This window comes from Streptomyces sp. NBC_01433 (assembly GCF_026340105.1).
Taxonomy (GTDB): Bacteria; Actinomycetota; Actinomycetes; order Streptomycetales; family Streptomycetaceae; genus Streptomyces.
The window spans coordinates 172445-197421 of the sequence record NZ_JAPEPM010000005.1; the positions used below are offsets into that span (position 1 = coordinate 172445).

Here is a 24977-nt window from a genome sequence, read left to right on the forward strand (position 1 = left end):
CTCGTTGCTGTGATGCCGAACGAGTTGGATCACGTACTCACGGCCTTGAACAGCGACGGAGCAGAGTAGACAGCATCACGTCATGCCTGGGTCGGGTCGATGGTGAAGTGCTCGGGGTGGGCGCTGCGGGTAACGGGGGTGCCGCGCCGGCATTCGGGCTGCTCCAGGCGCCGGCCGGACTGGCGCCCGGCTTCGGCGCCGCGCCGCTGCCGCTGCTGCTCTGCGTGGGCTTCGCGTCCGTTCTCTTCACCCGGGCTGCCAACCGGCCCCGGATTGGATTGGATTGGTGAATTCCTGCAGCACGCAGACAGCCATCTCAGCAAAATCAGCTTTCGCTTCGTCAAGCGGGCTGCTGGTGCGGGGCCGGCGCCATCCGGGGTCCTGGCGGCCCGGGGGCGCGAGGGCGGTCGACCTGCCGCAGGTGACGAAGCGGCCGCAAGTGACGAAGCGGCCGTTGGCGACGGGGCCCGGCCGGGGGCGGTGTTGGGCCCCGTTGTGGAGCCCGGCACCGCCCCCCGGCCGGGGCCCGTCCTCACGCCGCGTGCAGCGCCAGCGTCGGTGAGAGACGGGACGCCCGCACCGCCGGGTAGAGGCCCGCGATCGTGCCGATCACCAGCGTCGCGCCGAAGCCGCCGCCGACCGCCCACGGCGGCACCACCCAGGGCAGCCCGCCGGAGTACGCGTACACCCCGGTCGCCGCCGCGCCGAGCGCCACGCCCGCCAGGCCGCCCAGGCCGGAGAGCATCAGCGACTCCGTGACGAACTGGATGCGGATCTGGCCCCGGGTCGCGCCGAGCGAGCGGCGCAGCCCGATCTCGTAGCGCCGCTCCAGCACCGAGATGATCATGGTGTTGGCGACCCCGACGCCTCCGACGAGCAGCGCGATGCCGCCCAGGCCCAGCAGCAGGCTGCTGAACGCCCCCTCGGTCGCCGCCTTCGCCCGGAGCGCCGACGACGGGTCGGTGACCTTCACGTTCTGCGGATTCTGCGGGTCGACCGTCGCCGCCATCACCTTGCGCACGTCCTGCACCGCCGCGTCGGCCGAGCGCTCGTACACCGAGGTCGGGTGCCCCTCGAAGCCCAGCAGACGCTTCGCACCTTCCCAGCCGACCAGTGCGGACCGCTCGATCTCCGGCGCGAGCGGCAGCGGGGCGAGGATTCCGACCACGGTGAAGTACCGGTCGCCCATCCACACCTGACGGCCCGGAGCGGTGATGCCGAGACGCTCCGCGGAGATATGGCCGAGCACGACAGCGGGGTAGCGTCCGGTCGCGTTGTTGAGCCAGCTGCCGCTGCGGACCTCGCCGCGCAGCACCCGCAGCAGGTCGCCGGTGGTCGCCTTGACGGTGATCCCGCCCGTATCGTCCTTGTCGATCTTCTCGTTGCGGCGTGCGGTCGCGTCGAGGTCGGCGGTCGCGCCCACCTCGTGGACGCCCTTGATCCGGCCCACCATCCCGACCGCGTCCTCGGGCAGTTGGACGTCCTGCCCGGCGAACATCGAATCGCCGGGGGAGGCAACGAGCAGGTTGGTGCCCAGCTTGTCGAGCTCCCGGAGCAGCTGGGCCTGGCTGGAGGCGGAGATGCCCACCACCGAGATCATCGTCGCGATGCCGATGGCGATACCGAGGGCGGAGAGCACGACCCGCATCGGCCGGCTGCGCAGGCCCGCCGAGCCGACGTGCAGCACGTCCCGGGGGCGGAGCCGGGCCGCCTTCAGCCGCCCCGGGCCCCGGCCGTCGGCGTCGCGGTCCGCGCGCCGCGCCCTCACTGGTCCGCTCCCGTCGCGGCGGGGGAGCGGCCGTTCCCGGATCCATCGCGCCCATCCGCGGACGGATCCGGCATCCCCGTGGATGGATCGCGTACGCCCGTGGACGGATCGCGCCCATCCTCGGACGGTTCGCGTACGCCCGTGGACGGATCGCGTACGCCCGTGGACGGTTCGCGTACGCCCGTGGGCGGATTGCGCACGTCCGCGACCACCTGGCCGTCCCGGATGCGCACCTCGCGCGGCAGGTCCCGGGCGATCTCGGTGTCGTGCGTGATGACCGCGATGGTGGCGCCCTCCCGGTTGAGGTCGCGCAGCAGCTTCATCACCGCTTCCCCGGACGCCGAGTCGAGCGCCCCGGTCGGTTCGTCGGCCAGCAGCAGCGCGGGTTCCCCCACGACGGCCCGCGCGATGGCGACCCGCTGTTTCTGTCCACCGGAGAGCTGGTGCGGCTTGTGGTCGAGACGGTCGGCGAGCCCGACCCGTTCCAGCGCGTCGGCGGCCCTGCGGCGGCGTACGGCACGGGAGAGACCCGAGTACAGCAGGCCCTCCGCGACGTTGTCGCGGGCACTGACACCCGGTACCAGATGGAACGCCTGGAAGACGAAGCCGACGTGCTGGGCACGCAGCGCGGAGAGCCTGCGGTCGGAGAGCGCCGCCACTTCGTGCCCCGCGATGTGGACGGACCCGGCGCTGGGGCGGTCCAGGGTGCCGATGATGTGCAGCAGCGTGGACTTGCCGGAGCCGGACGGGCCGACGATGCCGAGGAGTTCGCCCTCCTCGACGGTGAGGTCCACCCCGCGCAGGGCGGCGACCGGGCCCGGGTACTCCTTGGTGACGCCCCTGAGGCCGACGACCGTGCTCATATCTTCGGCACCCCGACCTTCATGCCCTCGCGCAGCCCGCCGCCGGACACCTCGACCCGGCCCTCGGCGAACATGCCGAGCTCGACCTTCACGTCGCGGACCGTGCCGCCCCGGACGACCTGGAGGCCGAAGCCCCCGCCGGGCAGCGCGAGCAGCGCGTTCACCGGGACGCTGAGGACGTCCTTGCGCAGCTCGCCGGTCAGGTTCACCGTGACCGGCGACTGGTCGAAGCCGCCGACCTCGTCCGGCTTGTCGAAGGAGACGGTCAGGGTGACCTTGGGGCTGTTGTCCTGCGGGTCGTCGCCGGGCTTCGCCGTCCGGCCGACCGAGGAGACCGCCCCGGCCGCGCTGTTGCCGTCCGGCAGATCGACGGTGACCTTGGTGCCCGCCTTGGCGAGCTCGCTCTCGGCGACGTCGAGCTCGAACGTCACGATGCGCTCGGAGCCGGTCGTGGTGAGGACCGGAGCGCCGGGCTGGACCAGTTCGCCGACGGCCGCCTCGACGCTCTTGATCCGGACCTTCCCCGGGGCGAAGGCGATGTCCTGCGGCCCCACCGTTCCGGTCCGCTTGCTGTCGTGGGACTTCTGCCAGCGTTTGACGGCGGCGGCGGTCAGCTTCGTGTACTCGTCGTCCGGGGTGAAACCGGTGTAGCCGAGCTCCGCGAGATTGCGCTCCAGCTGCTCCACGTCCCGGCCCCGGTCGCCGGGCTTCAGCGTCCGGTACATCGGCCCCGAGCCGTACATCAGCCGCACGGCCCGGCCGTCGACCTCGTACAGCCGCTCGTTCCGCTTGACGTTCGAGCCGGTGCGCGGGGTCCAGGTCATGGTGCCTGCCACGCCCGCGTTGACCTTGCGCTGCTTGTCGTAGCCGAGCGTCCCGTCCGCCTGGGCGCTGTCACGCAGGTCGCCGCGCGCGACCGGGACGGTGGCCGGGGGCAGCCCGGTGTTCTTCGGGCCGCCCGTCTCCTCGGCGGAGCCGAACTGGGTGAGAGCCAGTGACCCGGCCGCCACGGCGAGCAATGCCGCAGCGGCCGCCATGGCCCGTCCGCGCCTCACCGCCCAGCGCTTTCGCATGCCGCGTTGGCCTTCTCGAACTTCTTCATGTCCTTCTGCTTCAGCGCGGGCGCCGCCTGCATTGCCCCGCCGTCGAACTTCGGGTCGGGCATGTCGAAGCCGTTTTCGCGCATGCACCGGGCGAAGGCGACCATCTTGTCCTTCTCGGCCTGGGTGAGCTCCTTGGGCCCGCCGCCGACCGCCTTGTCCTGGCAGGCTTTGAACGCCTTCTCCACCTTCTTCTGGCTCTTACCGCCGCCGTCGATGGTCATGCCGACGCCGTTCTCGCCCGGCTTCGGCTCCGGGATGTTCAGGCCCTGCTCCCGCAGGCACTTGCGGTGCTCCAGGGCCTGGTCCTCCTTCGTCTTCCCGTTGTCCGAAGCCGATCCGCCGCTCTTGGTTCCGCTTCCGTTTCCGCTTCCGCCGCCGTCGCCGTCGCCCGAGCAGGCGGTGGCCGACAGGACGACGGCGGCGGCGATCAGGCAGGCGGCGGCGACGCCGCGACTTCGTGCGCGGGAGGTGGTCCGGCGGGAAATGGTCGGGTTCATGAGGGCTCCTCGTCCGTTGCTGACAGGCTGGATACGAACGGCACGAGCGTGCGCGAGGACGCGGTTTCGTTTCTCTCAGCCACGATGCTTACACCGGCGAAACGTCACTTTCGGATACACAGGACCCATGCGTGTGCTGGTGGTGGAGGACGAGGAATTCCTGGCCGGGATGATCGCCGAGGGGCTGCGCCGCGACGCGGTCGCGGTGGACATCGCCCATGACGGCTGGGCGGCGCTGGGCCGGCTTCGGTTCAGCGCGTACGACGTGATGATCCTCGACCGCGATCTGCCGGGGCTGCACGGCGACGAGGTGTGCCGGCGGGTCGTCGGCATGCGCCTGCTGACCCGGATCCTGATGCTCACGGCGTCCGGCACGGTACGGGACCGGGTGGACGGCCTCGGGCTCGGCGCCGACGACTACCTGACGAAGCCGTTCGCGTACGACGAACTCCTCGCCCGGGTCCTGGCGCTCGGCCGCCGTGCCCGCCCCGCTCTCCCCCCGGTCCTGGAACGGGCCGGACTCACGCTGGACACCGCCCGTCGCCAGGTCTGCCGTGACGGCCGCTACCTCTCGCTCTCCCGCAAGGAGTTCGCCGTGCTGGAGACCCTGCTGCGGGCCGAGGGCGCGGTCGTCAGCGGCGCCGACCTGATCGAGGAGGTGTGGGAGGAGGACACCAGTTACCGCACCAACGCGGTCCGGGTCACCCTGTCCAAGCTCCGCGCCAAACTGGGCGCGCCCCCGGTGATCGAGACGGTCCCGGCGGCCGGCTACCGCATCGGGGACGGCCTCGCGACCGGACCGCGGGACCACGGCCCCGCGACCGGACCGGTGGGCGGCGACGCGACCGGACCGGTCCGCGGATGGGCGGACCAGCCGGACGACGGCTCCGCGAACCGGCCGGAGGAGTGCCGGTGAGCAGCGAGCGCGCCCGGCTCACCGCGCTGTACGGCGGACTGCTGGTGCTGGCCGGCGCCCTGCTGATGGGGCTGGTCTACCTGCTGGTCAGCGAGGGCCTCTACGCCAATTTGCTGACGGCGGTGGTCCCGGCGGTCCCCGCCGAGACCACCATCGCCATCCGGTCGGGCGGGGCTGCCGCGCCCGCGCTGCCGTCGTCGGACTGGGCGCAGACCGCGGTCGCCCAACCCGGGCAGTACGCGGTGGCGCAGAAGGTCAGCACCGCCGCCGGGGACGCCGCGCTCAGCCAACTGCTGACGGTCTCCGCGGTCTCCCTCGCCGCCTACTCGGCGCTCTCCATCGCACTCGCCTGGTGGATGGCGGGCCGGGTACTGCGGCCGGTCGGCATCATCACCTCCCGCGCCCGCCGGCTCTCCGGCAGCAACCTGCACGAACGCCTCGCACTGAAAGCCCCGCCCGGCGAGCTCAAGGAACTGGCCGACACCTTCGACGGGATGCTCGACCGGATCGAGGAGCTGGTCGCCGCCCGGCAGCGCTTCGCCGCCAACGCCGCCCACGAACTGCGCACCCCGCTCGCCGTGCAACGGGCCGCAGCCGAGATCGGCCTCGCCGACGACCCGCCGCCCGAGAAGGTCGCCTGGATCCGGGACAAGCTCATCGACACCGCCACCGACAGCGAGCAGCTCATCGAGGGACTGCTGCTCCTCGCGGTCTCCGACGAGGGCCTGCGGCGGCGCGAACCGGTCGACCTGGTCGCGGTCGCGGCCGCGGCGGCCGAGTCGCTGGAGGCGGAGGCGGAGGAACGGTCCATCACCGTCGAGGCGGAGTTCCGGCCGCTGTCGGTCGAGGGCGACCCGGTTCTGCTGGACCACCTTGCGCACAACCTGGTCGCCAACGCCCTGCGCCACAACCACCCCGGCGGGAGGGTACGGGTCCGGGTGGGGCCGGGCGGTCTGGAGGTCGCCAACACTGGGCCGGTGGTGGACCCGGCGACCGTACCGCTGCTGTTCGAACCGTTCCGCCGGGCGCAGGCCCGCCGCCACGCTCCCGGTGAGGGGGCCGGTCTGGGGCTCTCCATCGTGGCGTCGATCGCGAGGGCGCACGGCGGCGAGGCGAGTGCGACGGCGAACCCGGGCGGCGGACTGACGGTACGGGTCGTGCTGTAGACGTGCCCGTAATGGGGGAGGCTGGCGGACCGGCGCGATCAACACCAAGGCTGCTGGTGAGCTGTTTGGTCTGGGCTGCGGTGAACTCCGTCGACAGCGCGATCGACGCCCGTACCGGGAAGAAGTACCCGCCGGGAGACATGGACATTGTCCACCTGCTCGGTCTCATCGAGATCCCAGCCCGTCACCCGGACATGATGCGGCAGCCACCGGTAGAACTCTGTCGTTGATGTCCATCAACTCAGCCAGCCCCGTCCGTCACCACAGTGACTGACAGCACTCACTACGGGAAGGCCGTCGCCACAGTCTGGGACCGGCTGCACCCGCTACCGGTCCGGCGCTCGGCCGGTGCCGACTCGATCCCGCGGGAGTGAACGGGGTTTCGATGCCGGACGTGCGGTAGGGGTTCGCGGTGTGGCTGCTGGCGACCAAGTGCGCGCAGTTGTCGGGCGGTGTTCCCGCAGTGGGGAGAAGGCTGTCACTGTGCGGGGTTACTGGATGTCTGGGATGGACTTCCTGCCGGTGCTCGCAGGGCAGCCGTGGTCCTGGACGATGTCTTCCGGGGTCTTGCCGCTGCCCCCGCGCCACTCGGCGGCCGTCTTTGTCTGATCGGCGGGGGCTGGCGGTTGAACCACTCCCACACCCGAGGATCCGTCTTGAGAACGTGGGCGAAGTCGCTGATGCAGCCCATGCTCAGCTTGTTCTTTATCTACCAGGCGAGGTCTACCGATGGCTCGGCCTAGGCAGAAGGTCGGGGTGGTCAGCGGTGTTTGGATGAACGAGCACGGAGACGTGACGGCTCCTCCCTTTGTCATTGACGCCTTCCTCAGTCAGCCGCTTACCGCGCGCACCGCTACCGATGGACCGAGCGTGCGGCCTGTGTGGTTTCTGTGGGAGGAGAGCGCCTTCTGGTTTCTGACCGGGCCGTGGACCAGGCTGTTTCACCATGTGAGCGCGGATGTTCCTGAACCCCCGGCGGACCCGGGCCGGAGTGAGCCGGTCGGAGGTAGCGGGTTTCTCCCACGGTCTGCGGAGGTTCTCGGCGAGCGGCCGGGCGAGGCGGAGCTGGGTATGGGCGACGATCAGGATCCAGGTCCAGCGGTCCGCCGCCGCCGCGGGAGTGCGGAGTTTCGGGGTGGTCCAGCTGAGGGTCTGCTTCACGAAGCGGCAGGTGTGCTCCAGATCGAAGTGACGGAGAAATGCCTGCCGGAAACGGTCCACATCGTCCGGGGTGGCACCGGTCTTCGAGGACCACAACCACACCGGCGGAGCGTCCCGTTCCTACGACAGGTGCACGACCTTCAACCGGATCAACGTTCCCTCGAACAGTCGCAGTTCACCCTCGTGGTCGAGCCATGAGGAACGCCCGAGAGAGCCGGGGATAGACCCGGTCCCATGCCTGGGTTTCGGCCTTCCCGTAGTGGGTGGTGTTGGTAACAGTGGTGATCGCGGGCTCGGGCCAGGTCTCCGGCTTGGTGAAACGGAACTCCGGGCCGTGCTTGGGCGGCTGGCCGTTGATACCGGGCATCCTGGGTGGTTTCGGCAGACGTATGACACGGTCGGAGCGGACGCGGCCGACCAGCTCGGCCGGCAGGTCACGCAGGACCCAGGCCAGGCGGGTGACGTCATAGCCGGAGTCGGCGACGATCACGATGTGAGGGTCGTCGGCCTGCCACTGGCCCCGCAGTGATGAGCTGCTCGACGACACCCCGCAGCTGGGAGGCGGTGATCGCGGTCGCGCGTCCGCCGGGCCGAGCCGGACCGCGTCCAGGATCGCGGTCCAGGACGTGGCGCCCGGCTCCAGCACGGCGACGAAGGAGTAAGCCCAGCCCGGAATGAATTGCGACGCCGTCTTCGCACGGCCGTAGACGTAGCAGAACAGCCGCTCCGCCGAGCACAGCGCGTCCGAACGCAGCCACGGCGGCACATCCACTGCCAGGACCAGGCGCCCGCCGTCGAAGCGAGGCAGTGACAGCCCGGCCAGCACAGTCCGCAGCCGACCGGCGTCGAGCCGGCAGTGGTTCAAGCCGCCGTACATCGCTCCGTGCCCACGGCGGTGCCCGGGCAACAGCGCCAGGTCGACCACGGACTTCACCGCGCCGTCCGCACACAGCACCGCGTCCACCAGCTCGAACAACTCGTCGCGCCGAGCGGTCGTACACTCGTAGAACTCGCCCCGGAAGCGTGACGCCTCCGCGAACGCCTGCCTCCGGACAGCATCAGGCAGCAGACTCACCCTCACGGCCTTCGTCTTGGTCACGTGCACCTTGGTCGGAGCACATGATCAGACGAAGGCCGCCCCCACGTCCGGCGAATCCCAGGTGAGCGACTCAGTGCGAGATGCTGTTCGAGGACGGAAGATAAAGATCAAGCTCTCGTAGCGGATGCGGAGTCGTTCGAACTGGTGGAGCCAGGCGGAGGTCCGCTCTACGACCCACCGGATTTTGCCCAGTCCCGAGCCGTGCGGTGTGCCGCGGCGGGCGATCTTGGGCGTGACCCCGCAGGGCGCCAGTACGTGTCGAAGTCGTAGCCGCGGTCGGCGAACAGGCACTGGGGCCGGTGGCGTGGCCGGCCGCGCAGGCCTCGGATACGGGGAATCGTGTCCAGCAACGGCATGAGCTGGGTGACGTCGTGACGGCTGCCGCCGGTTAGAGACACAGCGAGCGGGTTTCGTGCCGGTCGACCGGCCAAGGTCCGGTGTGAGCCCCCCCCTGAGCGTCCGGACGTGCGAGCCGTCAATCGCGGCATAGTCCATCTCCAGCAGGCCGCCCTTTCGGAGTTCCGCTCGCAGGACCTCGTGCAGCCGGGGCCACACTGCTGCTTCGGTTCAGTCCCGAAGGCGCCGCCAGGCCGTCACCCTGCTGCAGCCGACCAGCTCTGCGGGAACGTCACGCCAGCTCATACCCTTGCGCAGCACATGGACAATCCCCCGAAGCACGGCACGGTCATCCGCTGACAACCGACCGGGATACCGGTGGCGCCGGGGCGGACGAACCGGCAACAGCGGGACAACGCATTCGCACAGGTCATCAGGCACGAGATCGTCAGACACACAGCAGATCCTGCCGACACACCATTCCAAATGGCAACCTACCACACAAAGTTCATTCTGAAACGATCAGTTAGATGATCAGTTGAACCTGTAATCTCTCAGTGGACCGCGAGGGTGGGGCTTTCGCCGCTAGCGGACCCGCACGGCACCAGGGGGTGTTGTGAAGTACGAAGACCGGAGGGGACATGAAACTTCATAATTGTGCTCGGGGGGCATCGCTCGCTGTGGCGGTTGTAGCGGCCACAGCTTTCAGTATTAGCCCCGCATCTGCCGCCACGAACTGGAAAGAAGTAAACACAAACGCTAATTGGCACTGTGCGAAAACTGAGACTCACAACCCATATAGCGGTGTGGGATTCCAAGGATGTATTGTCCAGAATTCCAGCGGTGACGCACAGGTTGTTCTAGTGGTCGTGAACAATGGGCCCAAGGCAGTTCGGATTGGCGGTTCGATGACGTCTGGCTTCGGCAGCAACACGACCTGCGCTGACTCAGTTCTGAACCCGGGCCTCCAAAGAGGATGTTTCGCCCCTACGAAGCGCCTTACGTGTAACGTCCTCTACGGTGCCGAGGTGAGCGTGATTGTGAATGACGCCATCAATAACAGCGGGACATTGACGGCGATCCGCGCTTGTTGATCTAGTGGAGGTGCCGCCGGAACCCGGCGGCACCTCCATATGAAGTCGACAGCTGTCACGTCCGGTGTGAGGTTCGGTTGTGATGGCACCGGGATGTTCGGCTTTGTATGTCACTGACGTGTAGGCGTGTTGTTGTTCAAGGGCAGTTGGGGCGGTCGATCTTGGTGACGGTTTCCCGACCATTGTGGTGACGTGAGGCCGTATCGGTCGGTGTCACGTTCGTCGTGCCTGCAGTCCCTGCCGACGGCGATCGTCTCGACGTTTTTGCGTGGTACCTGAGCTTGCCGTTTATCGTTTGGTTTCGGTGGATGGGCGGGCGGCGAAGGGCCTTCAGATCCAGTTGTCCCAGCCGAACGTGGCGGTGTCGGCCCGGCGGGCGGCGTCCCAGCCACGGCCGCTGCCGATGTGAATCACCGCCAGTGCGAGAAGGAACGAGGCCGTGAGAGCCCCGGCAACGATCAAGGTCCATCGAGGGCCGGAGAAGCTGGTGACCACGATCAAGACAACGACGGTCGCGCCCAGGCCCATGTGGGCAGCGGGCAGATCTGAGCACAGTGCATCACGCATAGAGTGGCGTTCTTCCTGCATGTCTCGGATGTACTGAGCTTGCGAGGGTGACCCAGCGGGACCAGAAGGTGTAGCGGCGGACCTGGTGTTCGTCCAGGGCGGCCAGGCCCTTTCCGAACTGGAAGACTTCTTCTACTCGCCATCGTGATCCAGCGACGCGCACCCGCTCGGCGAGTAGCAGCGGTAGTAGGCGAGTTCGCGGTTGCTGCGGTTGCGGCGGACCAGCAGCTGACTTCCGGGGCGGGGATCGGCCAGATCGATGACGGCCCAGTCGTAGAAGCGGTGGCCCTTCTGCCGCTGCTCCTGCAGACAGCTTCTGCCAGGCCCGCTCGGGCACCTTCTCGGCCAGAGCGTCGGCGCGGAATTTCCCCGCGCTGGCGGTGGCTTCATGCGAGCAGGCCACCGCGAGGACGTAGCCGATCCGGCGCTCCTCCAGCGCGGTTCGCAGCTTCGGGTTGCCGCCGTAGACCTCGTCGCCCACGACCCACGCGTCCGGGTGGCCGGAGTCCAGGAACCGGGCGACTATGCGGGCGGCCAACTCCGGCTTGGTGGCGAACGAGGTGTCTTCGGCGAGGCCCGCAGCGCGGCAGCGGTTGGAGTCGGAGGTCCAGGGGCGCGGAACATACAGCTCCCGGTCCACTGCGCCGTGCCCACGCCGACCGGCGTAGACCAGGCAGACGGCGACCGAGGCGTTCTCGACCCTGCCGGTGGTGCCGGTGTACTGGCGCTGGACGCCGACCGTGTGCGCGGCCTTCTTCACGTCGCCGGTCTCGTCGACCACCAGCACCGCCTGGTCGTCGTGCAGATGTTCCACCACGTAACCGCGCGCGTCGTCGCGGACCCGATCCGCGTCCTACGAGGCCCGGCCCAGCGCAGGTGCTGCATCCCACCCGGAGTCGCCTCACCCGCCCACTCGGCGATGGTCCAGCAGTCCTTGCGTGGCAGGTCCGACAGCGGCCCGAGCACCAACTTCTCGACCCGGCGCCGGGGTTCGACCCGTGCGAACCTCCCAGCGATCCGGGCCATCAGGTCCTCGAACGCCTCTGGCCAACGGCCGGGGTCTACGCTGTGACCTGCGGCCACCGGCTGATCGTTTGTCTTCACACACTGACGGTCAACGGTGCCGCACCGACCTTCCGACGGCCCCCGCCGATGACCGGGCCAGTTCGGTGACAGGAGCGTTTCTACAGCAGTTGGGGCTCCGGCTCACATTCCGTGGAGCGGTTACGGGGAGTAGGACACTGCCGAGGAGCGCACCGGGGTCTTCCGCGCGGGTTCCGAAGTCTGCGTAGCGGCGGTCAGGTGCGAAGAAGGAGCACGACGCCCGCGGCCAGGAAAACGAGCCCGAAGGCGACGAGAAACCCACCCCAGACTCGCACGAGCCGCCTCTGGCGCCCGGCGTAGTGGAAGAAGTCCATCCCTGGATGCTCGAATCCCAGTCGGTGGAAGGTCCGTAGCAGGCTGGTGTCGGCGTGGGCAGGGTTGAGATACGTGTCCACGGCCCGCTTGGCGATACCGCGGTGGTCCGTCGCCAGCGCAAGCCCGATGAGCACCATCCCGAGGCCCAGCAGCAAGGGGACAAGGTACATACGTTCCTCCGGTGCGGGGACTGTGCGACAGGTGCACGGTACAGAGGGATGAAGACGGACCGTCATGCCGGAGACCGGCAACCTGAGGCCCGGTTCACTGCCGGTCAGCTGCCGGCCGTCACTCGCAGTGCGCGTGTCACGAAATGTGAGCCAGAACCAAGCGGGGTTCTGGCCCAACTTCTGTGATGTGCGGAGCATCGGGCATGTGTCTGGGGACTTCCGCCGCGTGGGCGCCCGCAGAACGTTAAAGCGGCCCTACTTGGGAGCCTGTTTGGAAGGGCCCGCCCGCTGGGGCGAACTCGGGCTGTTGGCGATCACTTCGGGCGAGATGTTCGCCGTGTCCTGGGCGACGGGTGTTCGTAGGGCCCGTGCATGACAGACAGAAGCGAGCGGGCCGTGCAAGCGGCCATTGATGGGGAGCTGCGGCTGCTCGATCCCGAGGTGCGTGCCTCACCGGACCTTGTCTCGAAGCTTCTCCGATCCGGAATTCATGGAGATCGGAGCCTCCGGGCGCTGGTGGGATGCGGAGTCGATCCTCACGGTGACGAGTGCGGGAACGGTGTCGTCGGAGACGGAGACGGGCTGGCGCATGGACTTTCACCAGGGCACTTTGGCCAACTGAACGGAGCCTGCCCACCGCAACCCTCGTTTGTCGACGGGTTCCGGAGTCAGCTGGTGATCACTCGGCTCGTGATGGTCGAGCAGAAGTGACGCCTGCGCGCGCGGGGTCGGCGAAGAAAAAGGGAAGGCGGGAACCGACGGGGCGTTGGCAGGATGTCCGAGATCAACACCCGATGGGGAAGGACCCGACGATTATGGCCAGTGCCGTCACTTTGATCCGCTCCGCCTCTCTGTCCGATGTCGCCGAGTACGCCTACGCGGCCACGGCGCCCGCCGAGTCACGCCTGATCTTTCTCGCCGGGGCGTGTCCGCTGAACGACGACGGCTCTACGGCAGCGGTCGGTGACTACGCGGGTCAGGCAAGGAAGGCCGTCGAGAACATGCGGGTTGCCCTCGCTGCGTCGGGTGCGTCGCTGCAGGACGTCATCAGTACGAGGGTTCTTGTCGCGTCGGCCCGGCAGGAGGACCTGGTGGCTGCTTGGGAGGTAGTCCGGGACTCGTTCGCCGACCATGACGTCCCCAGCACCTTGATGGGCGTCACCGTGCTCGGCTACAAGGACCAGCTCGTCGAGATCGAGGCGGTCGCCGCCGTGCTCGATTCTTGAGCCCACCGTCACCCTGTGGCGGCGTGATCAGCTACTGCTGAAACGGAAACGGCGTCCGGGCCGCTGACTCCGTGAGGTGGCTTCGGACGCGAGAATCGGTTCTGGCTCAACTTCTGCGATGCGGAGGAGGAGTGTCTTCTCCAGAAGCCCGCTCCACTTGCCTGACCTGGGAGAAGCCTGGCACAGCACCGTCCTGAAACCAGCGTGACCGCTGACAGGACAGAAGTTGAGCCAGAACCCAAAGTCGTGAACATTCACGGTGCCGCGCGGGCGGCAGTGCCCCCTGCTGTCGAAACGCTGCTCTTCGAAGCGGACAAAGCCGGGGCGGGGTTGCGTCCCTTGCCCCCGGCTGTGTTCGGATGCCGGTCCGGGGCGGCCACCGCGTGCCGCGCACCCGCGCGCGAGGCGTTGAGGACCAGGAGCACGATGTCGTCCGGGCCGGGGGAGCCGACCGGAGCGGGGACGGCCCGGCAGCACCACGGAAAGTGACGGTCCGTACGACGAACCCCCTTGACCACGTTGCGGTCAAGGGGATTCGCCGTGTCTTGCGGTTACGAACCGTAGCGGTCAAGCGGGTCCGCGGCGGGTCGGGTGCCTTGCCCGGCAGTGCCGGGCCGACGTTTCACTGCTAGCCGAAGATGGCCTGGATCGTTCCCTTGTTCCACTCGCGTCCGGTCTCGCTGTTCGAGAAGTAGACCGGGCCGACGCGGTCGATGACACCGGCGAAGGTCGTGTCGCTGGTCTGCTCGGCGCCCTGAGAACCGGTGGCGTTCACGATCCCGCCGCCGTCGTTGGCCAGAGCGGCGCCGGCGCCGCCGAGCAGGATGCCGACAGCGAGGACGGACGTGGTCAGGGCTGAGCGCATACGCATGACTACTCCCATGGGTCTCTGGACGGGCGCGACGCGAAGCGGTAGCGCCCGGCCGTTCAACGCCACGGAACGATCCGGGCAACGGAAAGTCACTCCAAAGAGCTTGCGCAGGGGCCCGGGTGGCTCTTCGCGGCGGATCCGGTGCCGAGGGTGCGCCGCCCGGCAGGCCGGACGACGGACGGTTCGGGGGACGATGCAGGCCAGGCGGGTCACGTCACGGGCCGGCAGCTCCTGGCGGATCGGGAGGTTCAGAACCCCGATGATCTGTTCGACCGCATGGTTCGGTTTCCCCTTCTCAGCGCAGCTGCTCGGCCAGCCCGACGATGATGCCCTCCGGGCCGCGGATGTAGCAGAGCAGATAGCTGTCCTCGAACCGGGCGATCTCGCCGACGAGTTCGGCGCCGTGAGGGCGCAGACGGGCAACGGTGTCCTTGATGTCGTCGACGGCGAACATGACGCGGTGCGTGCCCAGAATGTTGTGCGGCCGGTTGCGCGGCCCGGCGCTGATCGCCGCGGGGCTGCGGTACTTCGCCAGCTCGATCCGGCTGTGACCGTCCGGGGTCCGGACCATCGCGATGTCACAGCGGACGCCGTCGAGTCCGGTGCACTGGTCGGCGAAGAGGCCCGCGACCTCCGCCCTGCCCTCCAGCTCCATACCGAGTTCCACGAAGAACGCGATGGCGGCATCCATGTCCTCGACGACGATGCCGACGTTGTCCATCCGCTGAATCGCCATGCTGGTTTCTCCTTCTTCCTCGTACGGCCGGTGGTGGCCGCTGATGTCCCCGGGACGGACCCGGTGGCACGTTCTCGACACCCTCGGACCGCCGAACTCCGAAGGATCTGGACCGCGCCTCGGCACCGCTACAGCAGACCCGCGGGCCAGGCGCCACCACCGAGGGTGAGTGCGGCGCAGATGGCCGCTCCCATGAAGACGATCATCCTCAGCGTGCCGTCCCCGCTCTTCCACGCTCCCTGCTTTCCCATGCTCCCTCGACGATTCACCGCGTGCGCGCTTGAGTATTTGCGCCTCCCCGATCAATTCACGGTGCCGGGTCACCCTTGGCGGGTGGAGTTCCCCGTGCCGCTCGCCCTAGCCGCACCCGTCCGGGCCCCGCCGCGCGGCGCCGGCGCGAGCTGGAGGTCGCGCTGACCCCCGGCGGGCCCGAGTATCAGGGTGGCCGTTCGCATCTGGCACTCGAATGTAAGTGCTATTAAAAGGGGCCTCAGTACGACTCCCCCAAGACCTCCGAGATGCGCGGCTCGCTCTCGCGTTCCAGTCCATCCGAGGCGATGTACCTGGCTGGTCCTGATGCCGTGGTCCTGATGCGGTGGATCGGGTGCGGTGGATCGGGTGCGGCGTGAGGATCGGAGTACGGGCAGGACCTTCCGGGCCGCCTATCCCTGTCGGGGTGGCTTCTCGGGAACGCCGACGCTGTCCGCGTGCGGCGCCCTGCTGTCGCTCGCCTGCCGGAGGAGCGCGAGGGCCTCCTCGGATGAGGAGCCGGCGGGGGTTGTGCACACGATGAGCGCCTGCTCCGGTGAACGGGCGATCGACAGTGTCTGCTGTGTCACCGTCACCGTGCCGACGACGGGGTGGTGCAGCTCGTAGGTCGCGGCATCGCACGGCACCACGCGGTGGTCCCCCCACAGTGCGACGAACTGCGGGCTTTTCATCGTCAGTTCGCCGATCAGCTCCGCGAGCAGCGGGTCCTCCGGGTGCCTGCCGACGGCGACGCGCAGGTTGCCGACCACCGCCTGCGCCTTGCGCTTCCAGTCCGCGTACAGCTCCTGGCAGTGCAGGTCCAGGAACAGCATCCGGCTCATGTTCGGGCGTCGCGCCGGGTCATCCGGGCCGAGGAAGTCCAGGTGACCGGCCAGCAGGGCGTGGCCGAGGGCGTTCCAGGCCAGCACGTCCGTACGGCGGCCGAGCACCACCGCCGGGACGCCGTCGACGGCGCGGAGGAGGTCGCGTGTTTCGTCGGCGAGCTTCTCGGGCCGCGGGCGGCGCGGCCGGGGCGCGTGGCGGGCGGAGCCGGCGAGCCGGTCGAGGTGCTCGCGCTCGTGGTCGTCGAGCAGGAGCGCGCGGGCGATCGCGTCGAGCACCTCGGCCGAGGCCCCGCGGGACTGGCCCTGTTCCAGCCGTGCGTAGTACGAGACGCTGACGCCCGCCAGCTGGGCCAGTTCCTCGCGCCGGAGCCCGGCCACCCGCCTGCGGGGTCCGAAGTCGCGCAGGCCGACGTCCTCGGGGCGCAGCCGCGCCCGTCGGGCTTGGAGGAAGGCGCCGAGAGGGCCGGGTCCGTTCATCACCCCAGTATTCGGTGCGCGCCCGGCCCCAGCCACACCCTGTGAGGGGTGGGACAACCCGGGAGTGGTGCGTGCCCGCCCGCGTTGCCAGGCTCGGTCTCCTTCAGCGACGTACTCCAGACCCGAGGACGGACCACATGGATCAGAGCCCGGAGCAGATCACCCTCGGCGACGTCACCGTCAGCCGTATCAAAGAGTTTTCCGGCTCGTCGGAGATGTCTCCGGGCCAGTTCTTCCCGGACAGCCCCGACGACTCGTGGGACGAGCACCGCGACTGGCTGGCACCCGACTTCTGGGACCCGGAGACGGACGAGTGCCATACGGCGATCCAGTCCTGGCTGCTGCGCAGCGAGGGGCGCACGATCCTCGTCGACACCGGTGTGGGCAACCACAAGGACCGGCCCTACGCGCCGGTGTGGAGCCGCCTGGACACGGACTACCTCGACAACCTCGCCGCCGCCGGGGTGCGGCCCGAGGACGTCGACATCGTGGTCAACACCCACCTGCACATCGATCACGTCGGCTGGAACACGCGCCTCGACGGCCGGACCTGGGTACCGACCTTCCCGAACGCCACGTACCTGATGACCCGGCGGGACTTCGAGTTCTGGGACCCGGCCAACGAGAACAGGACCGTGCTGGGCCGCGGGAACCAGAACGTCTTCGAGGACAGCGTCACACCGGTCCACCGGGCGGGACTCACTCACCTGTGGGAGGGGACGTACCGGATCGACAAGAACCTGCGTCTCGATCTCGCTCCTGGGCACACCCCCGGCTCGTCCGTGCTCACCCTGGAATCCGGCGGCGATCAGGCTCTGTTCGTCGGGGACCTGGTGCACACCGCGCTGCAGATCGCAGAGCCCGACACCAATTCCTGCTTCTGCGAGGACCCGGCGGAGTCCCGCGCCACCCGACACAAGCTGCTCGGCCGCGCCGCCGAGAGCAACGCGCTCGTATTCCCGGCGCACTTCGGCGGCCGAGGCGCCGCGGAGGTCGCGCGCAGCGGCTCGAAGTTCGCGATCAAGGAGTGGGCGGGCTTCCCCCGCTTCTCCTGATGTCCCCCTCCGGAAAGGAAGCGTGTCCCATGCCCCGACAGGCAGATCCGGTCGTCGAAACCCCGGCGGGCGCCGTGCGCGGCCTCAGAGACGGATGTGGCGAGCGCTACCGCGCCCTTCCCTACGCGGCGGCCCCCACCGGCGCAGGCCGTTTCGCCCCACCCGCGCCGCACCCGGGCTGGTCCGGCGTCCGCGACGGCACACGGCCCTCGCCCACGGCTCCCCAGCCGGCCCGCGACTTCGGCCGGCTCGACATGGTCCCCTATTTCGGGCCGGGCTGGGTGCCCGGCGAGGAGTACCTGACCGTCGACGTCCACACGCCTGCCGCCGACGGCGGCAGGCGCCCCGTCATGGTCTTCGTGCACGGCGGCGGGTTCGTCACCGGCTCGAACCGCGCCGCGCTCTACGACGGCAGCGCGTTCGTTTGCGACGGCGTCGTCCTCGTGACGGTGAACTACCGCCTCGGCATCCCCGGGTTCCTCGATCTGGCGGGTGCTCCGGCCAACCGCGGACTGCTCGACGTGCTCGCCGCACTCAGCTGGGTACACGACACCGTCGCGACATTCGGCGGCGACCCCGGGAACGTCACGCTCTTCGGCCAGTCCGCGGGCGCCACGCTCACCGGCGCGCTGCTCGCGACACCGGAGGCAGGCGGTCTGTTCCGGCGAGCGATCGTCCAGAGCGGCAACGGCACCGGCGCGTTCACCCCGGAACAAGCACAACGGGTCACCGCCACGGCGGCCGCCGCGCTGGGCGTCGAACCGACCGCCGAGGCGTTCGCCCCGATCCCGGACGAGCGCTTCCTGGCGATCCTGCCCGCACTGGCCGGCCTCGACCTCCGCACCGGCACCGCCACGGACCCGCTGGCCGGACTCAGCCCGTTCAGCCTGGTCCTGCCCGTCCAGCCCGCCGACGGTCTCGCCGACGGCCCGGCCGGCGACGTCGACCTGCTCATCGGCACCAACACCGAAGAGGGGCACCTCTACCTCGCACCGCGGGGCGACCTGGAGTCCACCACGGAAGCTGACGTACTCGCCGTCGCCACCCGGGCGTATGCGGACCCGGAGACCACCCTCGCCGCGCACCGAGCGGCACGCCCGGACGAAACACTGGGCGAGACGCGCTCCGCCCTGCTCGGACAGGCCCTGTTCGAGGCCGGTACGACGCGCATGGCGCAGGCCCACGCGCGAGTCTCGGGCGGCCGTACGTACGTCTACTCCTTCGGGTACCGCTCGACGGCACTGGACGGGCGACTCGGCGCTGCCCACACCGTCGAACTGCCCTTCGTGTTCGACATCGCCGACAAACCCTGGCTGCACGGGGACACCCGCCTGCTCGGCCCCGACCCCGCCCCAGCAGGACTCGCAGCCCGGGTACACGGCGCCTGGGTCGCGTTCGCCAACACCGGGAACCCTGGCTGGGCTCCCTACGCCCCGCGGCGACCCGCGGTGGAAATCCTCGGCGAATGAATGAACAGGCTGACCAGCCGGTCCCAGGTCCGTGGCCGATCGGCCACGGACCTGGGACCGGCAACCGTGAGATTCGGCCAGGCAGTGCGACGGTCAGGCAGTGCGAGATCCCACACCGGCTGTAGATTCTCGCGGCTCATGACATAGGGCACTCGTTGTCTCAGCTTCGTGTCATCGACTCAGCCGCGCAGGAACCCGATGAGTTCCGGGGCGAGCTTCTTGGGCGCCATCATCACCGCGCCGTGGTTGAGTCCGTTCAGCGTGCGGTGGCTCGCGTCGGGGAGCACCCCGACGAGCTCCTGCGCGGCGCGCTGGAAGCCGCCGGCCACCTCGCCCCACATCACCCAGTCCGCCTCGCTCTCGTTCCGTACGGCGTTCACGTCCGTGTAGGTGACCGCGACAGTACGTCCGCCGAAGACGGACTGGTAGAAGTCCAGCGCTTTGCGTGCGGTGCCCCGGAAGTTCAGGTGAGTGGTGGTCGTGACGGACATGACTCGCTCCTTGCCTCACGGCGACAAATGTGAGCCGTCAGCCGTCAGCCGTCAGCCGTCACCGTCAGCCGTCGATACCGAGTGGCGGCTGCCGTGACCAGGGGGTATGCCTCCCGAACGGCTCGTACGCCACGATGGCAGAGGTAGAGGACAGTGTGTGTCCGGTACTGCGGTAAGTATGGGTGCCATGCATCAACGTCCGCCCGGCTGCCCGTGCTGCTCCCGCTCCTTCAAACACACCGTGGCACTGCAGACCGCAGCCGTCGGCACCACCGTCGCCGAGGACGCTCCCGCGCGCCGGCCACCCTCCACCAGGTCATGCCGCCCCGCCCGCGCCACCGCATCGACCTGTTGCACATCACCGCGGTCCAACCACCCGCGGCGGCCGACGACACCCGCGGGCCGACGCTCAGGTCCTGATGGACCTGAGCCGCGCCATCCACGCCGGCGAGGAACTGCGCTTCGACTACGCCCCGGGGTCAAGCCAAGCACCTCGGCCGATGACGCCCGCCGCGTACAACCCCACACCGCGTACTGCCGGGGTGCCAGATGCCGTGAGCCCGGCGGAAGCTGCGCAACGCGGCGAGCTTCGCCTCCCACACCTCGACCCCGGCTCCCACACCACCCCCTCCCGAGGTCAATACGCCTGTGACAGAACGAAGACGTCTCGGAGGACTGCCTGTAACTCGGTGCGAGATACAAATATGTCCGACCACATGCACCGCGCCACTCCTGGGGGAACACCGTGAAGTACACCCGCGTCACCGCTCTCGCCGCCATCGGCGTCGCCGCCACCCTCTCGCTCACCGCCTGTGGCGGCGACGGCTCCGCGAAGGACGCGTCCTCCAAGAGCTCCACGTCCTCGTCCTCCTCGTCCCCGGACGGTGGCTCGAAGCAGGAGAGCGGTACGGGCTCCGGCGGCTCGGAGGCCGGCAACGGGAAGTCGGGCTCCGGTCAGGGCACCGAGGCCCGCGCTGGTGCCACGAACGGCACGAACGGCGCGACGCAGACCGGCGGCAAGGTCACGTTCTGCAAGACGGAGGACCTGGCCATCGACGCCACGGACGCCGCGCCCGACGAGGCCTCCGGCAGGATCGACATCACCATGATCAACCGGGGTTCGACCACCTGCTCGGCGACGGGCTTCGCGGGCGTCGACATCAAGGACGCCGACAACACCTCGAACCCCATCGAGCGCGGCCAGGCCCAGCCGCGTATCACCACCCTGAAGCCGGGCGACGCCGCTGTCTTCGACCTCGCCTACGACATCGACAACACCGGCAACAGCCTCGCGTCCCCGACGAACATCCTGGTGACGCCCCCGAACGAGACCCACACCGTGAGCCTGAAGTGGCCCGCGGGTGCGGGAGACATCAAGGGCGCCTACACCGACGTCGAGGTCTACCCCACACACACGGCCAAGTAGGCGCGGCGCCAGCGGCCAGCACCGCTCGGATCTGTCCGGCGGACCTCTGCGGGATCGCGACGCGCCCCTGGGCCCTGGGGGTGCGGGGTGCCAATCCGGTTGCCTTATCGGTTTGCCGTCGGCGAGTCCGCTCGGGTAGGAAGCTCGCATGCTAAGCGGCGGCAAGGTCGGGCTCAGAGCCCGGCACGAGGACGACATCCCGATCCTGCGGACTGAGCTCTACGACGACGTGGTCAACTCCTCGCGGACAGGAAGCCAGCCGTGGCGACCGATCACGCCCGGCTCGAAGGACGCGCGGCTGGCGGTGGACGACGAGGAGCAGCGGCACGTCCCGTTCTCCGTGGTGGAGCTGGACGGCGGCACGCTGATCGGTACCGCGGTCCTGTGGGACATCGACAACCACAACCGGTCCGCGCACATCGGGCTGGGGCTGCTGCCGTCCTCGCGCGGCAAGGGCTACGGCACCGACGTGGTCGCAGTGCTGTGCCACTACGGTTTCGTCGTGCGCGGCCTGCGGCGACTGCAGATCGAGACGCTGTCGGACAACGCCGCGATGCTGCGCTCGGCCGAGCGCAACGGCTTCGTCCGCGAGGGCCTACTGCGCTCCTCGGCCTGGGTGATGGGCGAGTTCCTGGACGAGGTGCTGCTCGGTCTCCTCGCCGAGGACTGGAAGCCGGACTCGAAGGGCTAGACGCCCCGAGACACACGACGGCGCCCAGCCTCGGCCTTCTCTCCCGAGACTGGGCATGCCGCTCTGCCGATGACCTGCCGGTGCCGAGCACCAGGACGACGACGTCGGATCCGGGATGGACCGGTAGCCGCTTGCGCACTCCAGCCCTGCCGCCAGCCCCCATACGATGGCCGCGCGCCCGGCCGCCGCGCCTTCACCGGCCCGCTGCTTCCGCCGCTGTCATGCGTTGCCTTCCCAATGATGGAGTCTGGTCGCGCAGATCACGAGGGGGAACACACCACTGCCGACTGTCTCTCACCACCACTGTCCTGAAACCGAGAGATCGCACCTAGCCAAGTCAGCCTAGTGACTGACGGGTACACAGCCGTAGGTTCCCGACCGTGACCTTCATGGGCACCCTACGAATCGGGAGAAACCACATGCGATCCCTTCAGCGTTCTGCCGGAACTCTTGCCGCGCTCATGCTCGCGGCAGGTGGCCTCATGGCTGCCGCTCCGTCGGCGTCGGCGTCAGCGTCCGCCTTGAGCTGCGGCTACCAGCTGGTCAGCGGCAATCCGCACAAGGGCGCGGCCATCACGTGTACGGGTGGTTCGTTCACCGGGATCATCGACTGCAAGCGGACCGACACTGGTGCCGTCTACCGGCACTTCGGCAACCGCGCGTCGTCCGGCGGCACCTCGACCGTGTGGTGCGACGTGAACGCCAAGGTCATCTGGGCCGGAGGAACTCCGAGCTGACCCGGGCCGACAGCCAGGCGGTACGAGCAGGGGCCCGTCCGACGATACGGACGGGCCCCTGCTCGTACCGGGCCGGACAGGGGCCACGGGCGCGGTGCACGACGTGACAGCGGCCGGGGTGGCCTGTACGTCAACTCGGTGACATACAGCGGCGCCCGGAAACGTCCCCGGCCCCCGCGGCCGGGGACGGCGAACGGAACCCCGCCCCGCGAGCGAGGACGGCATCGAGGCAGCCACCCGGCAGATCCACGGCGCCGATGTCGGTCCGGCTGATCCTCGCCATTGTCGACGCGGTCCGCTGCACCTGAGACTCAGCCACCACGCCGACCCGGTGTCCCCGAAGCAGGGGGCGGCCACCCGGGACGCCATGCACCGGGACTTCGACACCTCACCGGGCGGTGCGCCCCGGGTGCAGTTGCTCGATGGAGGGGTCGCCGTCGTGGAGCTGGCGCCGATGCTGTTTCCGCTGGAGTGGGCCGCCGAACCGCCGAGTGCCGCGCTCACACCCACCTCAACACCATGTACTGGCGCGGCGGCGAGCGCAGAGAGCAGTCCTGGAGCCTGCCGCACGTTCCCGGAGCGCGCTTCGGCGGGTAGCGAGCCGTTGTATGTGCTGTCCAGTGACAGCACCTTCTCTGCCGCTGAAGAGCTGACGTACGACCTCCAGCAGCTCGGCCGCGCCGTAGTCGTCGGCGAGCGCACCCGCGGCGGCGCACACCCGTGCAAGGGCTCGCCCGCCCCGCACCGCGGGACGCCTCCTGGCGTCCCGGACCGGGCCGGGCCCGCAGACTCCGAGACGCCTCTGGCCACAAGGCCCGCCCCTGGACCATCCCCTGCCCACCGCACCCTGCGTCTCAGCGGCCGCTGCGAGGTCCCGGTCGACCAACCCAACCCACCCCACCGCGCCTCGTGCCAAGCGCCTGAGCGGCCACACAGGGACTTTCTCGATGCCACGGCTCCGCACCCCGGCGCGGCGCTTTCTTCAGGCCCGCTCACACTTACGCCGGTAGCACCGGGTAAACCGGGTTGTTCTGAATCTCCGGAACAATCCGCGGCTGTTCCGGCCGCCGATCCACGCGGCAGCTGCGAGCGGTTCCTCGGCTGCCGCACCGGCCGAGGCCGGTTTCCACACGAACAGCCCGGTGCCGTCCGGGTCGTGCGAATGCTGTGCTGGACACGACCTTGCCCGGCTGTTGTCCGACGGCCACCATCAGCACCAACCGGGCCCGGTCCCGGCTGTACCGCGCAGGGCGCGGTGGTCGCCGGTGTCGGAGAGGTAGGGCTGTCCCGGAAGCGGATCACTGGCGAGGCTCGACGTCCGGATGAACGAGTCCGAATGTTGTCAGTGGTCCCTACCTTGTTGATCGGGATGGGCGAGCCACTTTGCTGTTCCAGGCCGGGCGGCCGGTGACCGGTGCCGTACACGGTTGTCGGCTGCCCCGCCCACGTGTGCACCCGCCGGCCGTCCGCTCACTTCCGCCACCACCGCCGCAGCACCTTCTCCGCCGGCTTTCCACGAGGTGTGTACGCGAGCGCCCGCGCGGTCTCCCCGCTCTCCGGCCAGTCGTCCCACATCCACCAGCAAACCCCGGCCCACCAGTCCTTGCCGTCGAAGGCGGTGAGCAGAGCCTGGTAGGCCGCCGACTGTTCCTCCGCCCCGGCGCGTTCGCTGATCGTCCAGGAGTACGGTTCCGCGGCGGTGCCGTGCTGGCTCGTATAGCCCGCCTCGGTGAAGAGGATGCGGCGCTGGTGCCGGGCCGCGAACGCGGTGAGTTCGGTGACGATCGGTTTCCAGCCCTTGGCCAGCCGCGCGGGATCGGCCGTGGCGGATTCGGCCAGTGGCCAGTACGCGTCGATGCCGATCAGGTCGAGCGAGTTCCAGAACGGGATCCGGCGGTATTCGTCGTAGTTGGCGGCGTAGGTCAGGGTGCCCCGGTAGACCTCGCGCACCGCCGTGATCACCCGGGTCCAGCGGGGCCGGTCGCCGGAGGTGCCGGCCAATTCGGTGCCGACGGCGAACTGTGCCACCCCCGACTCCGCCGCCAGTGCGGCGTAATGGGTGATGAACCGCTGGTACGCGGTGAACCACGCATCCGGGTCCGCCGGGCGGATCGCCGCCCGGTCCCCGCCCCCGGTCAGATCCACATGCGGTTTGAGCAGCACCTTCAGTCCAGCCTCGTGGGCCAGGGCGATGATCCGGCGCAGACTGCGGTCGCTCGCCGTCTCCGTGGTGGTGTGCATGGCGGACCGGTCCGTCCCGTCCTGGTACCAGGTGGGGGTGAAGACCACCCATTGGGCGCCGGTGCGGGCGATCTGCCGCAGATAGCGCCGGGCCTCCGGCCGGCCGTAGTCGTTGACGTCCCACGCGGGCAGGGTGATTCCGCGTATCCGGTCACCGGAGCGCGGGGGGCGCGGGCCGTCCCCGCCGCCGGTCGTGCATCCGCTCAGTATCGCGAGGGTGGCGGCCGTCGCCACCAACGTCGTCCGCCGCGGTGTTCGCATCAGGACAGGGGCCTTTCCCGGGCCGCAGCCCGCAGGACGTGCG

General features: G+C 69.3%; 24 protein-coding genes and 3 pseudogenes. 11 read left to right on the forward strand and 16 right to left on the reverse strand.

Features of this window, described 5'->3' with window-relative positions:
- Window positions 1-532: 532 nt before the first annotated feature.
- From OG413_RS42670 to OG413_RS42685, 4 genes are read right to left on the reverse strand one after another with little or no spacing between them, the layout of a single operon-like run.
- The gene (locus OG413_RS42670) at window positions 533-1768 is read right to left on the reverse strand and encodes an ABC transporter permease (protein ID WP_266815257.1); all 1236 of its coding nucleotides are present in this window, start codon (window positions 1766-1768) and stop codon (window positions 533-535) included.
- The gene (locus OG413_RS42675) at window positions 1765-2631 is read right to left on the reverse strand and encodes an ABC transporter ATP-binding protein (protein ID WP_266815260.1); all 867 of its coding nucleotides are present in this window, start codon (window positions 2629-2631) and stop codon (window positions 1765-1767) included. The genes OG413_RS42670 and OG413_RS42675 overlap by 4 nt, the downstream gene beginning before the upstream one ends.
- Complete coding sequence (locus OG413_RS42680; protein WP_266815262.1) at window positions 2628-3668, reverse strand: efflux RND transporter periplasmic adaptor subunit; 1041 nt, start codon at window positions 3666-3668, stop codon at window positions 2628-2630. Before OG413_RS42680 ends, OG413_RS42675 begins: the two co-directional genes overlap by 4 nt.
- A 14-nt stretch (window positions 3669-3682) precedes the next feature.
- Window positions 3683-4231, reverse strand: a complete 549-nt coding sequence (locus tag OG413_RS42685) for a hypothetical protein (protein ID WP_266815264.1) — start codon at window positions 4229-4231, stop codon at window positions 3683-3685.
- A gap of 127 nt (window positions 4232-4358) precedes the next feature.
- Between OG413_RS42685 and OG413_RS42690 the strand changes: the two are divergent.
- The 4 genes and pseudogenes from OG413_RS42690 to OG413_RS42705 form a co-directional block, all read left to right on the forward strand.
- Window positions 4359-5018 (forward strand): annotated as a pseudogene (locus OG413_RS42690) (response regulator transcription factor); the annotation flags it as partial.
- Between the two features lie 125 nt (window positions 5019-5143).
- A complete protein-coding gene (locus tag OG413_RS42695) occupies window positions 5144-6313 on the forward strand; it encodes a HAMP domain-containing sensor histidine kinase (protein ID WP_266815265.1) in 1170 nt (389 codons plus the stop codon).
- Window positions 6314-6369: 56 nt separating this feature from the next.
- Window positions 6370-6543: a hypothetical protein gene (locus OG413_RS42700; protein WP_266815267.1), complete on the forward strand. Its 174-nt coding sequence runs from the start codon at window positions 6370-6372 to the stop codon at window positions 6541-6543.
- Between the two features lie 583 nt (window positions 6544-7126).
- Window positions 7127-7255: pseudogene (locus OG413_RS42705) on the forward strand (pyridoxamine 5'-phosphate oxidase family protein); the annotation flags it as partial.
- Between the two features lie 394 nt (window positions 7256-7649).
- Here OG413_RS42705 and OG413_RS42710 read toward each other — a convergent pair.
- The 6 genes and pseudogenes from OG413_RS42710 to OG413_RS42735 all read right to left on the reverse strand — a co-directional run bounded on the left by OG413_RS42710 (window position 7650) and on the right by OG413_RS42735 (window position 12750).
- Complete coding sequence (locus OG413_RS42710) at window positions 7650-8573, reverse strand: transposase (protein WP_266815269.1); 924 nt, start codon at window positions 8571-8573, stop codon at window positions 7650-7652.
- Window positions 8574-8597: 24 nt separating this feature from the next.
- Window positions 8598-9365 (reverse strand): annotated as a pseudogene (locus tag OG413_RS42715) (IS5 family transposase).
- Between the two features lie 968 nt (window positions 9366-10333).
- Window positions 10334-10570 carry a hypothetical protein gene (locus tag OG413_RS42720; protein ID WP_266815271.1) on the reverse strand — a complete coding sequence of 79 codons (237 nt, stop codon included), beginning with the start codon at window positions 10568-10570 and terminating at the stop codon, window positions 10334-10336.
- A complete protein-coding gene (locus tag OG413_RS42725; protein ID WP_266815273.1) occupies window positions 10563-11384 on the reverse strand; it encodes an IS701 family transposase in 822 nt (273 codons plus the stop codon). Before OG413_RS42725 ends, OG413_RS42720 begins: the two co-directional genes overlap by 8 nt.
- Window positions 11385-11868: 484 nt before the next feature.
- Entirely contained in the window at window positions 11869-12159 is a 291-nt protein-coding gene (locus OG413_RS42730) for a hypothetical protein (protein WP_266815275.1), read from the reverse strand.
- Window positions 12160-12609: 450 nt separating this feature from the next.
- On the reverse strand, window positions 12610-12750 hold the full coding sequence (locus OG413_RS42735; protein ID WP_266815277.1) for a hypothetical protein: 141 nt from the start codon (window positions 12748-12750) through the stop codon (window positions 12610-12612).
- Between the two features lie 224 nt (window positions 12751-12974).
- Here OG413_RS42735 and OG413_RS42740 point away from each other — a divergent pair, with 224 nt between their 5' ends.
- Window positions 12975-13385, forward strand: a complete 411-nt coding sequence (locus OG413_RS42740; RefSeq protein ID WP_266815278.1) for a RidA family protein — start codon at window positions 12975-12977, stop codon at window positions 13383-13385.
- Window positions 13386-14013: 628 nt separating this feature from the next.
- Here the strand turns inward: OG413_RS42740 and OG413_RS42745 are convergent.
- From OG413_RS42745 to OG413_RS42760, 4 genes are all read right to left on the reverse strand, one after another.
- Window positions 14014-14256, reverse strand: coding sequence for a hypothetical protein (locus OG413_RS42745; protein ID WP_266815279.1), 243 nt, complete (start codon window positions 14254-14256; stop codon window positions 14014-14016).
- Window positions 14257-14551: 295 nt separating this feature from the next.
- Window positions 14552-14992 carry a VOC family protein gene (locus OG413_RS42750; protein ID WP_266815280.1) on the reverse strand — a complete coding sequence of 147 codons (441 nt, stop codon included), beginning with the start codon at window positions 14990-14992 and terminating at the stop codon, window positions 14552-14554.
- Window positions 14993-15120: 128 nt separating this feature from the next.
- Window positions 15121-15243 carry a hypothetical protein gene (locus OG413_RS42755; protein ID WP_266815281.1) on the reverse strand — a complete coding sequence of 41 codons (123 nt, stop codon included), beginning with the start codon at window positions 15241-15243 and terminating at the stop codon, window positions 15121-15123.
- Between the two features lie 411 nt (window positions 15244-15654).
- On the reverse strand, window positions 15655-16563 hold the full coding sequence (locus OG413_RS42760; RefSeq protein WP_266815282.1) for a helix-turn-helix domain-containing protein: 909 nt from the start codon (window positions 16561-16563) through the stop codon (window positions 15655-15657).
- Between the two features lie 137 nt (window positions 16564-16700).
- Between OG413_RS42760 and OG413_RS42765 the strand changes: the two genes are divergently transcribed.
- Window positions 16701-17618: an MBL fold metallo-hydrolase gene (locus OG413_RS42765; protein ID WP_266815284.1), complete on the forward strand. Its 918-nt coding sequence runs from the start codon at window positions 16701-16703 to the stop codon at window positions 17616-17618.
- A 29-nt stretch (window positions 17619-17647) separates the two neighbouring features.
- A complete protein-coding gene (locus OG413_RS42770; protein ID WP_266815286.1) occupies window positions 17648-19087 on the forward strand; it encodes a carboxylesterase/lipase family protein in 1440 nt (479 codons plus the stop codon).
- Between the two features lie 179 nt (window positions 19088-19266).
- Here the strand turns inward: OG413_RS42770 and OG413_RS42775 are convergent, their stop codons facing one another.
- Window positions 19267-19578 carry a hypothetical protein gene (locus tag OG413_RS42775; protein WP_266815288.1) on the reverse strand — a complete coding sequence of 104 codons (312 nt, stop codon included), beginning with the start codon at window positions 19576-19578 and terminating at the stop codon, window positions 19267-19269.
- A 745-nt stretch (window positions 19579-20323) separates the two neighbouring features.
- On the opposite strand from OG413_RS42775, the gene OG413_RS42780 reads away from it, so the two are divergent.
- The 4 genes from OG413_RS42780 (at window position 20324) to OG413_RS42795 (ending at window position 23843) form a co-directional block, all read left to right on the forward strand.
- Window positions 20324-21004 (forward strand): DUF4232 domain-containing protein, encoded by a 681-nt coding sequence (locus tag OG413_RS42780; RefSeq protein WP_266815290.1) that lies wholly within the window; start codon window positions 20324-20326, stop codon window positions 21002-21004.
- Between the two features lie 148 nt (window positions 21005-21152).
- Complete coding sequence (locus tag OG413_RS42785) at window positions 21153-21695, forward strand: GNAT family N-acetyltransferase (RefSeq protein ID WP_266815292.1); 543 nt, start codon at window positions 21153-21155, stop codon at window positions 21693-21695.
- A 482-nt stretch (window positions 21696-22177) separates the two neighbouring features.
- The gene (locus OG413_RS42790) at window positions 22178-22432 is read left to right on the forward strand and encodes a hypothetical protein (RefSeq protein WP_266815294.1); all 255 of its coding nucleotides are present in this window, start codon (window positions 22178-22180) and stop codon (window positions 22430-22432) included.
- Between the two features lie 454 nt (window positions 22433-22886).
- Window positions 22887-23843, forward strand: a complete 957-nt coding sequence (locus OG413_RS42795) for a S41 family peptidase (protein WP_266815520.1) — start codon at window positions 22887-22889, stop codon at window positions 23841-23843.
- Between the two features lie 59 nt (window positions 23844-23902).
- On the opposite strand, the gene OG413_RS42800 is transcribed toward OG413_RS42795, so the two are convergent.
- Window positions 23903-24934, reverse strand: a complete 1032-nt coding sequence (locus OG413_RS42800; RefSeq protein WP_266815296.1) for a hypothetical protein — start codon at window positions 24932-24934, stop codon at window positions 23903-23905.
- Window positions 24935-24977: the final 43 nt, after the last annotated feature.

Coding starts and splice junctions, on each gene's coding strand:
- OG413_RS42750 (WP_266815280.1), bottom strand. CDS start 14,992: ATGGCGATTCAGCGGATGGACAACGTCGGCATCGTCGTCGAGGACATG.
- OG413_RS42790 (WP_266815294.1), top strand. CDS start 22,178: ATGGCTGCCGCTCCGTCGGCGTCGGCGTCAGCGTCCGCCTTGAGCTGC.
- OG413_RS42730 (WP_266815275.1), bottom strand. CDS start 12,159: ATGTACCTTGTCCCCTTGCTGCTGGGCCTCGGGATGGTGCTCATCGGG.
- OG413_RS42685 (WP_266815264.1), bottom strand. CDS start 4,231: ATGAACCCGACCATTTCCCGCCGGACCACCTCCCGCGCACGAAGTCGC.
- OG413_RS42675 (WP_266815260.1), bottom strand. CDS start 2,631: ATGAGCACGGTCGTCGGCCTCAGGGGCGTCACCAAGGAGTACCCGGGC.
- OG413_RS42740 (WP_266815278.1), top strand. CDS start 12,975: ATGGCCAGTGCCGTCACTTTGATCCGCTCCGCCTCTCTGTCCGATGTC.
- OG413_RS42770 (WP_266815286.1), top strand. CDS start 17,648: ATGCCCCGACAGGCAGATCCGGTCGTCGAAACCCCGGCGGGCGCCGTG.
- OG413_RS42795 (WP_266815520.1), top strand. CDS start 22,887: ATGCTGTTTCCGCTGGAGTGGGCCGCCGAACCGCCGAGTGCCGCGCTC.
- OG413_RS42745 (WP_266815279.1), bottom strand. CDS start 14,256: ATGCGTATGCGCTCAGCCCTGACCACGTCCGTCCTCGCTGTCGGCATC.
- OG413_RS42755 (WP_266815281.1), bottom strand. CDS start 15,243: ATGGGAAAGCAGGGAGCGTGGAAGAGCGGGGACGGCACGCTGAGGATG.
- OG413_RS42735 (WP_266815277.1), bottom strand. CDS start 12,750: ATGCGCCAGCCCGTCTCCGTCTCCGACGACACCGTTCCCGCACTCGTC.
- OG413_RS42760 (WP_266815282.1), bottom strand. CDS start 16,563: ATGAACGGACCCGGCCCTCTCGGCGCCTTCCTCCAAGCCCGACGGGCG.
- OG413_RS42765 (WP_266815284.1), top strand. CDS start 16,701: ATGGATCAGAGCCCGGAGCAGATCACCCTCGGCGACGTCACCGTCAGC.
- OG413_RS42720 (WP_266815271.1), bottom strand. CDS start 10,570: ATGCGTGATGCACTGTGCTCAGATCTGCCCGCTGCCCACATGGGCCTG.
- OG413_RS42800 (WP_266815296.1), bottom strand. CDS start 24,934: ATGCGAACACCGCGGCGGACGACGTTGGTGGCGACGGCCGCCACCCTC.
- OG413_RS42775 (WP_266815288.1), bottom strand. CDS start 19,578: ATGTCCGTCACGACCACCACTCACCTGAACTTCCGGGGCACCGCACGC.
- OG413_RS42785 (WP_266815292.1), top strand. CDS start 21,153: ATGCTAAGCGGCGGCAAGGTCGGGCTCAGAGCCCGGCACGAGGACGAC.
- OG413_RS42680 (WP_266815262.1), bottom strand. CDS start 3,668: ATGGCGGCCGCTGCGGCATTGCTCGCCGTGGCGGCCGGGTCACTGGCT.